This window comes from Aquisalinus luteolus, from assembly GCF_009712425.2.
In the GTDB taxonomy this organism is placed as follows: Bacteria; Pseudomonadota; Alphaproteobacteria; order Caulobacterales; family Parvularculaceae; genus Aquisalinus; species Aquisalinus luteolus.
In genome coordinates, this window is record NZ_VCJR02000002.1 from 824,105 (window position 1) to 839,301 (window position 15,197).

Consider the following 15,197-nt stretch of genomic DNA (forward strand, 5'->3'; position numbering starts at 1 on the left):
CATCCCCTTGCACGGCGCGCCGCAACCCGGCAGGAAGAAGGGATGATCACCGTCACCATCCCCACGCTCAATGCCGCCGCAACGCTGCCGGCCTGCCTCGCGGCGCTGCTGCCAGCAACGGTCGATGGGCTGGTGCGGCAGGTGATTATCGCCGATGGCGGCTCGAGCGACGAGACGGTCGTGATTGCCGAGGAGGCAGGCGCGGATATCGTTTCCGGGCAGAAGGGGCGCGGGCCGCAGCTCGCCGCCGGGGCGGGGCAGGCGCGGGCAGACTGGCTGTTGTTCCTGCATGCCGACACGGTGCTGCAGCCGGGCTGGGAACAGGCGGCGGAGACTTTCATGAGCCGGGCTGGCGTTAAGCGGGCTGGCTATTTCCGCTTCAAGCTCGATGATCGGGAAGTAGGTGCGCGGCTGGTGGAGGCGGGGGTCGCCCTGCGATGCCGCGTGTTGCGGCTGCCCTATGGCGATCAGGGCCTGCTGATCCCGCGCGTCTTCTATCAGGCGCTGGGCGGGTTCCGGCCGATGCCGCTGATGGAGGATGTCGATCTCGTCGACCGGATCAAGAAAGAGGGCACGCTGACGGCGATCCCGGCGCAGGCTGTGACGTCGGCCGCGAGATACCGGACCGACGGATACTTTGCCCGTGTGCTGAAGAATGCCCGATGCATCGCCGCCTACAAGCGCGGTGTGCCGGTGGAGCGGATCGTGGAGATGTACCGGTGAAGCCGACGCTGGTGATTTTTCTGAAGGCGCCGATGGCCGGGCGGGCGAAGACGCGCCTTGCCGCCGGGATCGGCCTGGCGCGAGCGGTCAGTTTCTATCGTCAGTCAACGAATATACTGGTCAAGCGGCTGGGGAGCGATCCGCGCTGGCGCACGGTGCTGGCAGTCGATCCACCCACTGCCGTTGGCCGGGGCTGGTGGCATGCGTGGCCGCCGCATTTGGAGCGCGTTGGTCAAGTAAGAGGCGATCTCGGCCAGCGTCTGCGCCATGTGCTGGACGCTGTGCCGCCTGGGCCGGTCGTGATTATCGGTTCCGACGCGCCGCAGGTCAGTCGCAATCACATCGCCCGGGCCTTTCATCTGCTCAGGCATCTTGATGCCGTGGCCGGGCCGGCGGAGGATGGCGGTTACTGGCTGATCGGGTTGAAGCGGCTCAAGGCAGCGCCAGAGGTGTTCCTGAATGTGCGCTGGTCCGGCGAGCATGCGCTGTCCGACACGCTGGCGAGCCTGCCAAAAGATTTCTCCATCGCGCGGCTGCCCGTTTTGCAGGATGTGGATGAGGCTGCTGACCTTGATTATAAAATCCTGCTACGGAGCATCAGGCAGTAGCTTTTGTCTTCGCCTTCTCACCATGCGGCAGCCTCGAATTGATCAGCCATGCGGCGAGGGTGCCTGCGATCAGCCATGACAGGGGGGCTGCGATGAACACGCCGGTCGGCCCGTCAATGCCCGGGATCAGGCCGCGTGACAGAAGATACGCTGCGCCGATATAGACGATGAGAAAGCGAACGGCGCTCATCATCGCGGCGAGGTTCGGATGGCCGAGCGGGTTGAGCACGCCAAGCCCGGCATAGAACAGCCCGGCGAAGACGAAGCCGATGCCGGTCAGCATCAGGAACTGGTCCGTCCGTGCAATGATCTCCTCATGGTCGGAAAAGAAATGCCCGATATCGCCGCCGAAACAGGCGAGCACCACCATGGAAATGACGCCCCAGAATACCGCAAAGCGCCAGATCCAGCGTTCGGCCTGTTCCAGCCGCTCCGGCTTTTTCGCGCCGACATTCTGGCCGATGAACGGGCCGACGCCCTGTTGCAGGGCAAAGAACGGGATCAGCATCAGCGTCTCGATGCGGGAGCCGACGGTGAAGCCGGCGACCGCGTCCTGTCCGTATTCTGCCAGCATCCGCACGATGGCAGCGGTGGCGAGCGGGGAGACCAGCTGGGCGATTGTGGCGGGTACGGAGAACCGCAATATCGAGCCGACATGGCGCGGCAGGGCCTGCACCGAGCGCCAGGACACCTCCATCACCTTTTCATGGAAGCCAAGATACCATACGGCGGCAACGACGATGGTGAAGCGTGCGGCGATGGTCGCCCAGGCAGCCCCGGCCATGCCCAGTTCCGGAAAGCCGAGCCAGCCGAAGACCAGCACCGGCGAGATCACCGCGTTGATAAAGGCGGCGACGACCATCATGATCGAGGGGATCAGCGCCTCGCCATTGGCGCGGATCAGCGAGTTGGCAACGATCGGCGAGACGAGGAAGATCAGCCCCATATACCAGACGTCCATATACTGATTGACGTAGGGCATGAGGTTTTCTGGCGTGCCGAGCAGGCGGAAGATCGGGTCCGAGATCAGCTGCATCAGCACGGTCATGAAGATCGAATAGCCGATGACGAGGGTCATGGTGTTCGCCGTCAGGCGCCTTGCGCGGGGCATGTTGCCTTCGCCGATGGCGCGGGAGACGACGGACTGCGCCCCGAAGCCGAGGCCGATGGCGAACGCGCCCATGAAGAAGATCACCGGGAAGCAGAAGCCGATGGCGGCGAGCGGGTCGGACCCGAGCATGCCGATGTAAAACGTATCGACGATGTTGAAGGCGATGATAGAGAACAGCCCCATCGTCATCGGCCAGGACAGGCGCCACAGCGTCCAGCCGACCGGGCCCCTTGTGAGCCGCGCCTGCATATGCTCGGCCCCCCTGGTCGAAGGCGGAGGGGGTGAGGAAGAGGGTGGCGGCGTGTCGTTGCTGGAGGAAGTGGCTGGTGGCTGGCGGGTCATTGGGTGCCATATACGCCCCGCCGACCGCTTTAGCCACAGCGCGATCACACAAACGCGCGATCTGCCAAAGCCGCTTGCCGGGAGGGCTGCTGACGCCACATCCTGTTCTGAAACCAAGCAGGAGGGATTTCTAATGACCACGATCAATGCATGGGCCGCGAAGGAAGCAGGCGGCAAACTGGAACCGTTCAGCTATGACGCGGGCGAGCTCGATGCCGACGAGGTGGAGGTCGATGTCACCAGCTGCGGCATCTGTCATTCCGACCTGTCGATGCTGAACAATGAATGGGGCATGGCGAAATATCCGTTCGTGCCGGGCCATGAGGTGATCGGCAAGGTCGCCAAGATCGGCAGCGCGGTAAAAGGGCTGAAGGAAGGCCAGACCGTCGGTGTCGGCTGGATGGCCCATTCCTGCCTGCACTGCCACCAGTGCCTGTCGGGCGAGCAGCATCACTGCCCGGAATCGGTCGGTACAATCGTCGGACGCCATGGGGGCTTCGCCGACAAGGTTCGCGCGCAGGCCGCCTGGACCATTCCGCTGCCGGATGGCATCACGCCGGAAGAGGCAGGCCCGCTGTTCTGCGGCGGCGTCACCGTTTTCTCGCCCATCGTCGACTATGGCGTGAAGCCGACTGACCGGGTCGGTGTTGTCGGGATTGGCGGGCTCGGCCACATGGCGCTGAAATTCCTCAATGCGTGGGGTTGCGAAGTCTGGGCCTTTACCACCAGCCCCGACAAGGAAGAGGAAGCCAAGCGCCTCGGCGCCCACAAGGTTGCCAATACGCGCGATAAAGACACGCTGCAGAAGCTCGCCGGGAAGTTCGATTTCATCCTGTCGACGGTGAACGTGCCGTTACCCTATGGCGATTATCTCGGCGCGCTCGCCCCGCGTGGCCGCTTCGTGACGGTCGGCGCGATGGTGTCCGAGCCGATGGCCGTGCCTGCATTCTCCCTGATCGCCGGCTCGAAACTGGTCGGTGGGTCGGATATCGGTTCGCCTGCCCGCATCGCGACCATGCTGGAATTCTGCGCCCGCCACGGCATCGCGCCGCAGACGGAGACCTATCCCATGGACAAGGTCAACGAGGCGATGGCCCATCTGGAAGAGGGCAAGGCACGCTACAGAATTGTTTTGACGCGATAGGGAACTTTGTCCTGGCAGGCCTGTTCATTACGGGTCCATTAGAAGGAGAACGGGCTATGTCTATTTTTTCAAACAAACTGTCCCTGCTAGCCGCCTTGTTCCTGGTGTTCGGCGCGACCGCCTGCAACACCATCGAAGGTATGGGTGAAGATGCAGAAGCTGTCGGCGACGCAGCTGAAGATGCGACAGACGGCGAATAACGCCTGACCGAATGAGAGAGAGAAGAAGCGGCATCGGGTCTCCCGGTGCCGCTTTTTTTATAGCAGATCGGAACTGTAGGTACTATCAAATACAAACGAGAATAAATTAGAAATCTCGTCAGTCTTCTCCCATAATCTGGAAAAGGGAGAAAGCAAATATGCCTAGCGAATATAGGCCAGCCACATCAGTCGAGACGTTTCTGCGGAGAATTAACCAAGTTTTGCAATCAAACAAGAAGGGTCAGCTATATTATCGTGGGCATGAATGGAAGTCTTTTGATGCCGTGCCATCTGTTTCTCGTCTAGAGGCACATGAGTACAACGAAGACTCGATGATAAAGCAGTTGCTTACTGATCATCCATTCGAATTCGAGCAAGACAGAACAACCTTTGAAAAACTGGTCAGGGCGCAACACTATGGATTGCCAACACGCCTACTCGACGTAACAAAAAATCCATTGATAGCTCTATATTTTGCCTGTCAAGGACCCTCAGAAGAGAAAGATAAAGATGGAGAGGTTATTGTTTTCGCACCTGGTGCGGAGCGCATAAAGTTTTTTGATAGCGATACGCTATCCTGCATTGCAAATTTAAGTATGCTCACATTTAATCAAAAAGAATACTTAAAAAAACATTTTGAAGATTGTAGAGATCTTGTAAAAAGTGTTTATCCTGAGGACAGGGGAAAGTATATTCAGGCATTAGTTGAGAACTTCAATGCGGTTGAGGATGTTGAAAGGTTAGTGCACTATGTAAGGATGGAGAAACCGGGATTCCGGGCTCGCATAAACCCAATTGACTTAGTGAACATTGTAGCTGTAAGTCCGCGAAAATTGCATAAAAGACTTATCGCGCAAAATGGAGCTTTCTTGGCGTTTGGCCTATACTGGGAAAACCCTGAAAAACCTTTCTTTCCTATGGATGATTTTGAAATAACTGAAATATACATAAAGAGGCAAAGTAAGAAGAAAATTCTGAAAGAGCTTAATAGTTTAGGTATTAATACGGAAACCCTATTTCCTGAAATCGATAAATCGGCAAAGGTTATATCTGATATCTATAAGGGATGATCTCCATGCTGAAAACTATCATGTATGCTTTTTTTAGAAGTATGATATCATTCATATGAAACTCCTGCTCAAACTTCTTGGCGGGCTTGCCGTCGTTCTGATCCTTATAGCGCTGGTCGTCTACTGGTTCGTGCTGCCTGTCGTTGCGACCAATGCCGACCGGGACATGAACCCGGTCGTGGCGCACGAACCCTATGACATTGCTCCCGAAGCGGCGGCGCTGCATGAGACGCTCAACGTCGCCGACCTGCATGCCGATACGCTGTTGTGGATGCGCGACCCGGCCCAGCGACATGACTATGGCCAGACCGACCTGCCGCGCCTGCGCGAGGGCGAGGTGGCGCTGCAGGTTTTCTCGACCGTTACGAAAAGCCCGAGCGGGCTGAATTACGAGACCAATGAGGCAAGCTCGGATGACATCACCATCCTCGCGATCGGCCAGCACTGGCCGATGCGGACCTGGGGGTCGATCTATGAGCGTGCCGCCTATCAGGCGCACCGGCTGCAGGAGGTCGAGCGCGAAGATGAAAATTTTCTGATCATCCGCACACGATCTGACCTTGCGGCAATGCTAGCGGCAAGGCAGGACAACAAGGCCGTAATGGGTGGGCTGCTCGCCATGGAGGGGGCGCATCCGCTGGAGGGAGAGCTGGCCAATGTCGACCGGCTGTTCGACGAGGGCTTCCGCATGATGGGCCTGCAGCATTTCTTCGATAACGAGCTAGGCGGTTCGCTGCATGGCATTTCCAATGATGGGCTGACTGAGTTCGGCCAGGCCGCTGTTGCCCGCGCCCTTGAGCTGGGCATGGTCATCGATGTTGCCCATTCATCGCCTGCGGTGGTGGAGGATGTGCTGGCGATGACGGATGCGCCGCTGGTCGTCTCCCATACCGGTATAAAGTCGTATTGCGAGACGAAGCGCAACATTCCCGACGAGCTGATGGCGCGGATCGCCGAGGGCGGTGGGCTGATCGGCATCGGTTACTGGGAAGATGTCACCTGTGATGCCTCGCCGCTCGGCATCGCCAATGTCATCTTCTACGCCGCTGAAAAATTCGGTGTCGACCATGTCGCGCTGGGGTCTGATTTCGACGGCACGGTCACGACCGAACTCGACACGTCCGAACTGGCGGCGATCACGGACCGGCTTCTCTATCTTGGCATGAGCACGGACGATATCCGCAAGGTGATGGGCGAAAATGTCTTGCGATACCTGTCCGAAAATCTGCCAGAATAACAGGCTTGTCTACTATTCCATAGCGACGGGCACGAAAACATCCGTGCCCGTCAACTGGTGCGACCAGTCATAGTCTGCATGGGACCGGGTCAGGTGCCAGATCGTCTCGATCGTCGGTACTCCATCGAGCGCCCGGCACGTGCCTGACCAGGCCGAGACACTGCCATAGGGCGTGAAGCGGACTGAGAAGGTCAGGGCTGGGACAACATCCTCGGCCCTATCATCCTTACTTGTCACAACCCAGCCGGTAAGGGCGAAGGCTTCGCCCGCCGTGCCGGAGGGGGACGTGAATTGCCCGCGCAGGTGGCCGGAGATTTCCTCCACCTCTGTAATGACCAGCGTCGGTGCGCCATCTTCGGCATTGGTCCATTCGCCGGCAAGGTTTTCGCAATCGGCAGCCATGGCGGGCATAGTGATTCCACCCGCCAGGGCCACGATTGCAGCAAGGCTGCATGCAGTCTTTGTCATGGAACACTCTCAATCACTCAAATCGAGGTCGAGTGTCCAGGGATATCGGGCATCGGTCAAGTTGTGGGGCTATTCCCAATAGGCGCCGCAATAGGTGACTTCGATCTCGCCAAGTTCCTCGGCGGCGGCCATGAAGTCGATAATCTTTTCTTCGTCAAAACCACGCGCGAGAAGGGCATTCACGAAGCTGTCGAATTGTTCGTCCGTACTGAGGTCGCCGTGCTTGAGCAGTTCCTGCAACAGCACCAGGTAGCTGATGAAGTCGGCCTCGTTGAAATAGCCACCCGACATGCCGAGCGAACAGGCGCAGCTTGTCTCGGCCTGCGCATAGCTGTCGAAATACTGCGTCTGGTCTGCCATGCAGACCCTGGTGAATTCGACAATCGCCTCATCCAGATTGGCGGGCGTCTGCTGTGCCGAGACAGTCGCAGCCGGGAGCATGCAGGCTGCCAGAAAGCCCGTCAGAATTCTCTTGATCATTGAAATACCTCCTCGTTTCCTGCCTGTCATTGTCTTCCGGCACGCAGTGCGCCGCAAGCGGAATAATTCGTTCAGTCAGGTTTTTCCGGTTGCCTTTTGGCGGCGCTCCTGTATTCAGGCCGGCTGGCCGGACGAGAGGTGATGCCAGCGATACGCAAGAACAGGCTGACATCATGGATTATCAGGGGAAAGAACAGGACAGCAGATCTGACGACGCTGGTGCGAGCGAGAGCCGCCGGCTGCCCCTGTTCAGGCTGGCCCCGGGCAGCGACTGGCTGGTCGAACTGGGCGCGACACTGCGTCTGGCATGGCCGCTGATCATCGCGCAGCTGGCGCAGATGGCGATCTTTACGACCGACACCCTCATGATGGGCTGGCTCGGACCGGAGTTTCTGGCAACCGGCACGCTCGCCGTCGCCTACCTGCATCCTTTGTTTGTGTTCGGCTTCGGCCTGTTGTTCGCGCTGTCGCCGATGATGGCACAGGCGCTGGGCGCACGGCAGTTCCGCAATGTCCGCCGCACGGCGCGTCAGGGCTTCTGGGCGGCGCTGGTGATGAGTGCCGTCATCATCCCCGTGCTTTGGCAGGTACGCCCGCTGCTCGGACTGACCGGCCAGACGGAGCAGACACTGGCGATGGCGGAAACCTACGTGCACACGGCCGTCTTCTCAATCGTCCCCATGCTGTTCTTCGCTGTCCTGCGCACGCTTGTTTCCGTGCACGGAGAGACGCGCATCGTGCTGATCATCACGATCGCCGGCATTGCCGTGAACGCCCTCGGTAATTACACGCTGATGTTCGGCAATTTCGGTGCGCCGCGGCTGGAGTTGCTCGGTGCCGCGATTTCCACCGTCACGGTCAACACGGTGATGCTGCTGATGCTGCTTGCCTATGTGCAGCTGCGCCGGCGGTTCCGGCGCTATCATATCTTTGCCCGCTTCTGGCGACCGGACTGGCAGCGTTTCCGCCAGATATTCACCCTCGGCCTGCCCATCGGGCTTCAGTCCATGGCCGAGGTCGGCCTGTTCGCTGCAGCGGCCATGATGATGGGGCGTATCGGTACGGACGAACTCGCCGCCCACGCCATCGCCCTGCAACTGGCGGCGCTTGCCTTCATGATCCCGTTCGGCCTCAGCCAGGCGACGACGATCCGCGTGGGGCTCGCCTTTGGCGAGGGGCGCCGCGCCGGGATCGGCATTGCCGGCTGGGCGTCCTACATAGTCGCGATGTCGGTGATGAGCGTGACGGCACTGATCTTCTGGCAGATGCCGGAGCCGTTGATCCACTTGTTCCTCAACCCGGCAGCGCCTGAAAACGCGGTGCCGATCGCGCTTGCCGCTGGCTATCTGGGCATCGCGGCGCTGTTCCAGCTGGTCGATGGGGCGCAGGTCGTGGCGGGCGCTGCGCTGCGGGGCCTCAGCGATACGACCGTGCCCATGGTGATCGCTCTGGTCGGTTACTGGCTGGTCGGCATGCCGCTGTCGTTCTGGCTCGGTTTCCATACGCCGCTGGAAGGGATGGGCGTCTGGTATGGCCTTGCAGCGGGGCTTGCTTTCGTTGCGGTCGTGCTGACCGGCCGCTTCATCCTGCGCGATCGGTTCGGGCTGGTCAGTTGATCGAGACGAGGTCGCCAGCGCCGCCCATTGGTGAGCCAAGCTGCGACGTGCGGGCGTTTTTCGTGTCGACCGGCACATAGATCGCCTTGCCGCCGGCGGCGAGGGAGTCGCGGCTGGGGGCCGGCTGGCCGAGGCGGGCGCGATAGACCCACATGTTTGTCAGGACATATTCGACGAAATCGCGCGCTTCCGGATTGGGTATGCTCTCGATCATCAGCAATTCGTCCGTCATCGGATTGGCGGCTTTCCAGCGTGACAGATTCCCCGGCCCCCAGTTATAGGCGATGGCCATTTCCAGCAGGTCGCCATCGGTATAGCGGGTCAACAGCTGGTCGATATAGGACTGGCCGAGCTGCATGTTGTAGCCCGGCTCGTACAGCTTGTCGCTGGCCTTGCCGTTCTGCATCAGCGAGCTGTCATTGGCGACGTAGCTTGCTGTGCGCGGCATCAGCTGCATCAGGCCGGCGGCACCAACGCGGGACAGGGCCTCGGTCTTGAACTTGCTCTCCTGGCGGATCATGCCGAACAGGATCGCCCGGTCGATCTTGAATCCGTCATTGGGGGCGTAGTCCGGCACGGGATATAGCCCGGCGGCGGTGAACGGCGTTGCATCGGGCAGATGCGCGGCAGACGCAATCGCCATGTCGATCTGGGCGGCCCAGAGTTTCGTGTCGAAGGCGACGGCCATCAGGGCCGCGTCATCGGCATCTTCCAGTTCGCCATGGGCCCAGCGCATTTCCGTGTGGGCCAGCGTCTCCATGCCGACCTGGGCAAGGGCCGCAGCACGGCGCACACGGACGGATTTTGCGCTGATCTCGTTCCACTGGGCTTCGGTCAGGCGCGGGGCCGACCAGTCGACGCCGCTTTCCTGGCCCAGCTGGCCGAGGGCGAGCTGGCCGTAGAAAGTGAAGGGAAATTGGGCGGCGATATGCAGATAGGGGATGACCTTGTCATGGCGACCGGTGGCGAGGTTGGCGCGGGCGGCCCAGAAACCGGCGGCGGCGCGGAATGACGCTTCCTGGTATTTCACGTCAGCCATGCGGGTGAAATAGTCGGCAGCGGCCTGATACTCGCCCTTGCGCCATGAGGTCAGTCCCGCGACCCAGTAGGCGAGCACCGCAGTGTCGCCATTGCGGGCGGAAACTTCCCTTGCCAGGCGCGAGGCCTCGGCAAGGTTTTCGTTGTAGTAATAGGATGCAGCGATCCACGACAGGACGCGGTCATATTGCGCATCTGTGAACTCGGCCCGCCAGCGAGGCGTCCTGATATAATTCAGCGCCTGCGTCGGGCGGTCATCGGCATTGAGATAGCGGATATAGCCCTCGATGCGGGCGACCTCGGCCGGGTTGCGGTTGTTCTTGTAGTCTTCCTTGAGGGCTGGCGGCAGCCAGTCCTCTTCCTTGGTGCGCCAGCGGCGGGTCTGGTAATTGTCCGGCGCGATCGCCCCGCGCGGGCGGCGCTTGGAGGCAAGGGCGTAGACAACGTCCGCATTCGGATGGTCGGCATACTTGTCGAGCCATGACGACAGCTCTTCATAGCTGGAGCGCCACGCCGTCGGGTGCATGTAGCGCTGGTGCAGGACGTGACCCATCAGGATCGGGTCTTCCAGCTTGGCGATGATCGCGTCGGCGGTTTTCATGTCGCCTTCTTCCTGTTCCTGGAAGATCGCGCGATAGCGGGCAGCATCGGCCTCGCTCAAGGGTGTTGCCACCTGTGCTGCGGCATTTACGGCCAGCGCCGAGCCTGCGACGAAAATCACACTTATCCAAAGCGCCGGAAGCACCCGCTGCAGCATCGTGATATACCCTTTCTGACAGGTCTGGTCTTTCAAACTACCAGCGCCCGGGCCCGATGGAAACAGGCGGGCGGCAACCCGCCACATTTGTAATGCAGGGTTAAGGGATGGTTAACCGGATCGCCGGGTGTCCGGGCACGCCGGGTGTTCAGGACTGAAGCCGCTTGCGGATCTCGATCAGGTCTGCCCAGGCGAGACGCTTCTGGGCCGGCTGGCGCAACAGGAAGGCCGGGTGGAAGGTTGGCAGGACGGGGATGACTGCACCGCCCGCCGTTGCATGGTCCCGCCATGTGCCGCGCGAGCGGGTGATGCCGGGGGCATCCTCGAACAGGGTCTGTGTCGGTGTATTGCCGAGGGTAATGATCACCTTCGGCGCATTCAGTTCGATCAGCCGCTCGACGAAAGGAAAGCAGATGGCAATCTCGGCTTTAGTCGGCGCGCGGTTGCCGGGCGGACGCCAGAAAATGGCGTTGGAGATATAGGCGGGGGCAAGCTCGCCTTCCTGCCGGGAATGGCCGATGGCCGCGAGCATGCGGTCCAGCAATTGCCCGGCGCGGCCGACGAAAGGCTTGCCGATCCGGTCCTCGTCGCGGCCCGGTGCCTCGCCCAGCAGCATCAGTGGCGCGCCTGCGATGCCATCATCGATCACCGTGTTGCGCGCGCCCGGTTTCAGCGGGCAGCCATCGAAGGCCATGATCGCTTCGCGCAGGCTCTCGATGTCGGTTGCGGCGGCGGCGGCAGCCTTCGCCGCGGCGATTGCTTCGTCGGCGGGGACAGGCGCATCGCCGGGGATGATTGGAGCAGGTGCGGGCTTCGGTTGGGGACTAGCTGCGCGGGGCGCTTGCTGCGCGGGCTGGGGAACCTGAGGCATCTTTTTCGCCGGGCCGGTCCATTCCGAAAAGTCTGACGGCACCTCGCCGGTGATGTCGTCGATCCCCATTTCCGCATACCAGGTCAGCAGCGCACGCAGGGCGACGGCATCCATGGGCGGGGTTTCGGGGGAGGTGTCGGACATGGGCCTACACTAGGCGCGGGCCCGAGATGGGGCAAGGTTTTCGAAGATTGGCATATGTTCCTTGCTGAGGCAGGATGGTTCACAAAGGGAGGCGTGAATTTTCATGGAAACCATACGGGCTGGATGGATTACGGTGGGCGCTGGGTTCGCGCTGATGGCGGCCGGCATTTCGAATGCATGGTCATGTTCTCCCGGTCCGGATTTCTTCCGTCCCAGCAATTATGAGCTTGTCGCCCTCTCCGATGTCATCGTTATCGTCACTGCCACCGAAACCGAGGACTTGGAAACAACATGGGGAGACGATTTCAGCAAGACGGTCGTCTTTTCAGTCGACAAGGTCTTGAAGGGAGATGTCGAGGAAGGTGACATGGTCCGCAGGGGACGCCCGGGCGAGCCAGTGCCGAGCGATCCTGGCATCATCACTCGGGTCAATTCCGAGGCCATGGCGGGAATGTGCAGCCGCTACACCTTCCGGATCGGCGATCAGTATGTGTTCCTGATGGATCGAAATGACGATGGTTCTTATAGCGCTGAATATGCGTTCTCGAGGGATGCGGAAGATTATTCCGGTGAGGAGTCGCTCTGGATCGAGGCTATCGAATACTATCTCTCCGTTCAGGCGACCTATGAACCGGTGGATGCCCTCTCGGTGCTCCATGAAAGAAATCTGGCGTTGCGGGCCGAGGGTGCATCCGCGCGAGATCTCGAACTCGCCAATGATATCCGTATCCATCTTGCCTCGATTACACCGTTAAAGCCGACTGCCTATCTGCGCCAGCTCTATGAGTTTTCCCTGGGCGCGGCTGAAGCACCCTTCCCGGATATCTGGCCGCCAGATTTTGATCATGATGAGGAGAGGCTGGCGTTAGTGCGTGACCGGATTCTGCTGGCCTTCATTGTCGGCGCCCATGAGGGTGTCGGATCATATTTCGAGGCGGCCGTTGCATCACCACTACCCGAGACAGGCGCGTTGATACAGGCGATACGGTATTTCATTGAAGACGGCCAGATCAGGAAGGCTGTCGACCTCTTCCAGACCAATGCATTTCGTATCGTGACCCTTGAGGATGCTTACAGGATTCGGGATTTCTTCGGCTCGGTGAAGGGGCTTTACCAAGAGAGTGAGGACGGGCAGCGCCTGTGGATGACTGACGATTATGTCCGTCAGGTCTGGCCAGAACTGGAACTTGCCTATGTGCAGATATTTGATACCCATGACTGGTTTCTGGGCAAACTGACGGAGGAAGTCGCAGCGTCGTTGCGGCCAGATAACTTCAGGGATCGTCCGACTGTTACACTGAAGCTTGCCCTCGCCCGTGATGAAGAAGTCTTGCAGTGGGCCGAGGCGGAGCTAACCAGACTGATCAATAGCGATGAGCCCGCCTACAGTCATGAATTCGCCTTGCCGGTTCGATCTATTCTGCTTGCGTATACGCACGAGAATAACAGCCAATTGAACGATCTCGTCTGCAATCGGGAAATTGGCCTCGAACTCGCCGCAAAATATCTCGGCGTTGCGAATACTCCCTATCAGGACGACCTAGTCTATCAGCTGGCAGCCAGATATACCACCGAAAAGGAGCGCGAAGCCCTCCTCAAAACCGTTGTCGCCATTATGGGCCCGGATCAGCGCAATTACCTTGAGCAGGGGAGCGGCGGGCCCGATGTCGTCCGGTACAGGCCCTTACTGGAAGCTCTTGTGGCGAAGCAAGCCGTAGAGCCGGACGATTATCACGGCAGTTTGGTTTGCCCCGCTGGTTGATGCAGGCCCAACCCTCACGCGTCTTCGCGGCGGCGCTGGCCTGACTTGGCGCGGCGTTTCTGCGAGTTGCGCGGGCGCGGTTTCTGGTAGTGATTGTCCGTGTCGTTGGCACCTGCACCGACGGTTTCGTTGCGGCGGTCATCGCGGCGGCTATTGCTGCGGGACAAATTTGCCTTGCGCGGTTGCTGGCTGCGGCCCTCGCCGCGCTGGGCGTTGTCATTACCACCGGCATTGCCACCACCAGCACCAGAGCCTGCGCGCTTGCGGTTGCGCGAACGGTTGTTCTTGCCGCGGCCGGAGCGGGGCTGTTGCTGTTGCTTCTGCTCTTCCTTGGCAACCGGCGGCAGGGCGTTGATCTCGGCAACCGAGCGGTTGAAGCCTTCCGGCAGCTCGGCGAGCGGCACCTTCTGTTTCGTTACCTTTTCGATGTCACGCATATAGGGGCGCTCGTCAGAGGCGACGAAAGACAGGGCGATGCCGTCGCGTCCGGCGCGGGCCGTGCGGCCGATGCGGTGGACATATTGTTCGGGTACGTTGGGAATCTCGAAATTGATCACGTGAGATACGCCATCTATGTCGATACCACGCGCGGCAATATCGGTCGCAACGAGGATCTTCAGGCTGCCATCGCGGAACGCGCCGAGGGTGCGCTCGCGCTGCGGCTGGGACTTGTTGCCATGGATGGCAGCAGCAGTGATACCGGCCCGGGCGAGATGCTTGACCACGCGGTCGGCACCATGCTTCGTCCGGGTAAAGACGAGGGCGCGGTCGATGCTTTCATCCTGCAGGGTCAGGGTCAGTAGCGCCTGTTTCTCGTTCTGGTTCACATGCACGGCGACCTGGTCGACGCGTTCGGCTGTCGTTGCCGCCGGGGCGACGGAGACCTTTACCGGGTTCTTGATGAATTGTGCGGCAAGCTCTGCGATTGCCTTCGGCATGGTCGCGGAGAAGAACAGCGTGTGGCGCTGTTTGGGCACCATCGGGACGATCTTGCGCAGGGAATGGATGAAGCCCATGTCGAGCATCTGGTCCGCCTCGTCGAGGACCAGCACCTCGACATTCGACAGCGTCAGCGCCTTTTGCTGGACAAGGTCAATCAGGCGGCCGGGTGTGGCGACCAGCACGTCGACGCCGCGCTGCATTTCACGAATCTGGCGGTTTATGGGAATGCCACCGAAAACCGTCGCCACACTGACTTTCATGTGCTGGCCATAGGTGCGGAAGGAGACGGCGATCTGGCTTGCCAGTTCGCGCGTCGGCGCGAGGATCAGCACGCGGGTGGATTTGGCTTTCAGCTGTGCCGGGTTGGCGGCGAGGTGGTTGAGGATCGGCAGGGCGAAGGCGGCGGTCTTGCCGGTACCTGTCTGGGCGATGCCGAGAATGTCGCGGCCTTCCAGCGCCGGCGGGATCGCCTGCGACTGGATCGGGGTCGGCTTGGTGTAGCCCTCGGCGGCGAGCGCCTTCAGGATCGGCTCGGCGAGGTTCAGGGAATTAAAGTCAGTCATCGAATAATCTTTCATCTTGGCGCGCGCGGGAACGCGCAGCGCTCGTATCTGGAATCTGGTGCAGCCTGCGTTCGGGCTGATGGCCAAAACGGGCCCCAAAAAAGGGTCGGCGGTTCGTGTT

The 15,197-nt window shown here is 60.4% G+C and carries 14 protein-coding genes; 8 read left to right on the forward strand and 6 right to left on the reverse strand.

The genetic code is table 11. The features are described from left to right. The first annotated feature begins 42 nt into the window (after positions 1–42). Together FF098_RS12555 and FF098_RS12560 are read left to right on the forward strand one after the other, a co-directional pair. Complete coding sequence (locus FF098_RS12555) at positions 43–723, forward strand: TIGR04283 family arsenosugar biosynthesis glycosyltransferase (RefSeq protein ID WP_155140996.1); 681 nt, start codon at positions 43–45, stop codon at positions 721–723. Then, the gene (locus tag FF098_RS12560; RefSeq protein ID WP_166426511.1) at positions 720–1,331 is read left to right on the forward strand and encodes a TIGR04282 family arsenosugar biosynthesis glycosyltransferase; all 612 of its coding nucleotides are present in this window, start codon (positions 720–722) and stop codon (positions 1,329–1,331) included. The genes FF098_RS12555 and FF098_RS12560 overlap by 4 nt, the downstream gene beginning before the upstream one ends. On the opposite strand, the gene FF098_RS12565 is transcribed toward FF098_RS12560, so the two are convergent. After that, positions 1,321–2,691, reverse strand: a complete 1,371-nt coding sequence (locus tag FF098_RS12565; RefSeq protein WP_166426512.1) for an MATE family efflux transporter — start codon at positions 2,689–2,691, stop codon at positions 1,321–1,323. The two genes, FF098_RS12560 and FF098_RS12565, sit on opposite strands and share 11 nt — an antisense overlap. Before the next feature lie 226 nt (positions 2,692–2,917). Between FF098_RS12565 and ahr the strand changes: the two genes are divergently transcribed. The 4 genes from ahr (at position 2,918) to FF098_RS12585 (ending at position 6,435) form a co-directional block, all read left to right on the forward strand. Further along, positions 2,918–3,928: an NADPH-dependent aldehyde reductase Ahr gene (gene ahr / locus FF098_RS12570; RefSeq protein WP_155141003.1), complete on the forward strand. Its 1,011-nt coding sequence runs from the start codon at positions 2,918–2,920 to the stop codon at positions 3,926–3,928. 56 nt (positions 3,929–3,984) lie between these two features. Further along, entirely contained in the window at positions 3,985–4,128 is a 144-nt protein-coding gene (locus FF098_RS12575) for an Entericidin EcnAB (protein ID WP_155141004.1), read from the forward strand. 158 nt (positions 4,129–4,286) lie between these two features. Then, positions 4,287–5,198: an FRG domain-containing protein gene (locus FF098_RS12580; RefSeq protein ID WP_155141006.1), complete on the forward strand. Its 912-nt coding sequence runs from the start codon at positions 4,287–4,289 to the stop codon at positions 5,196–5,198. A 55-nt stretch (positions 5,199–5,253) separates the two neighbouring features. Beyond that, positions 5,254–6,435: a dipeptidase gene (locus tag FF098_RS12585; RefSeq protein WP_155141008.1), complete on the forward strand. Its 1,182-nt coding sequence runs from the start codon at positions 5,254–5,256 to the stop codon at positions 6,433–6,435. A gap of 12 nt (positions 6,436–6,447) precedes the next feature. On the opposite strand, the gene FF098_RS12590 is transcribed toward FF098_RS12585, so the two are convergent. Both FF098_RS12590 and FF098_RS12595 read right to left on the reverse strand, forming a co-directional pair. Further along, on the reverse strand, positions 6,448–6,903 hold the full coding sequence (locus tag FF098_RS12590) for an avidin/streptavidin family protein (RefSeq protein ID WP_155141010.1): 456 nt from the start codon (positions 6,901–6,903) through the stop codon (positions 6,448–6,450). A gap of 69 nt (positions 6,904–6,972) precedes the next feature. After that, the gene (locus FF098_RS12595) at positions 6,973–7,383 is read right to left on the reverse strand and encodes a hypothetical protein (protein ID WP_155141012.1); all 411 of its coding nucleotides are present in this window, start codon (positions 7,381–7,383) and stop codon (positions 6,973–6,975) included. Between the two features lie 173 nt (positions 7,384–7,556). Between FF098_RS12595 and FF098_RS12600 the strand changes: the two genes are divergently transcribed. Further along, complete coding sequence (locus tag FF098_RS12600) at positions 7,557–8,999, forward strand: MATE family efflux transporter (RefSeq protein ID WP_155141014.1); 1,443 nt, start codon at positions 7,557–7,559, stop codon at positions 8,997–8,999. Here the strand turns inward: FF098_RS12600 and FF098_RS17950 are convergent. Both FF098_RS17950 and FF098_RS12610 read right to left on the reverse strand, forming a co-directional pair. Next, on the reverse strand, positions 8,992–10,758 hold the full coding sequence (locus FF098_RS17950; protein ID WP_166426513.1) for a lytic transglycosylase domain-containing protein: 1,767 nt from the start codon (positions 10,756–10,758) through the stop codon (positions 8,992–8,994). The two genes, FF098_RS12600 and FF098_RS17950, sit on opposite strands and share 8 nt — an antisense overlap. A gap of 184 nt (positions 10,759–10,942) precedes the next feature. Continuing rightward, on the reverse strand, positions 10,943–11,809 hold the full coding sequence (locus tag FF098_RS12610; RefSeq protein WP_229714583.1) for a uracil-DNA glycosylase: 867 nt from the start codon (positions 11,807–11,809) through the stop codon (positions 10,943–10,945). Between the two features lie 103 nt (positions 11,810–11,912). Between FF098_RS12610 and FF098_RS12615 the strand changes: the two genes are divergently transcribed. Then, positions 11,913–13,571, forward strand: a complete 1,659-nt coding sequence (locus FF098_RS12615; protein WP_155141019.1) for a hypothetical protein — start codon at positions 11,913–11,915, stop codon at positions 13,569–13,571. 14 nt (positions 13,572–13,585) lie between these two features. Here the strand turns inward: FF098_RS12615 and FF098_RS12620 are convergent, their stop codons facing one another. Continuing rightward, positions 13,586–15,076, reverse strand: coding sequence for a DEAD/DEAH box helicase (locus FF098_RS12620; RefSeq protein ID WP_155141021.1), 1,491 nt, complete (start codon positions 15,074–15,076; stop codon positions 13,586–13,588). Positions 15,077–15,197 lie beyond the last annotated feature (121 nt).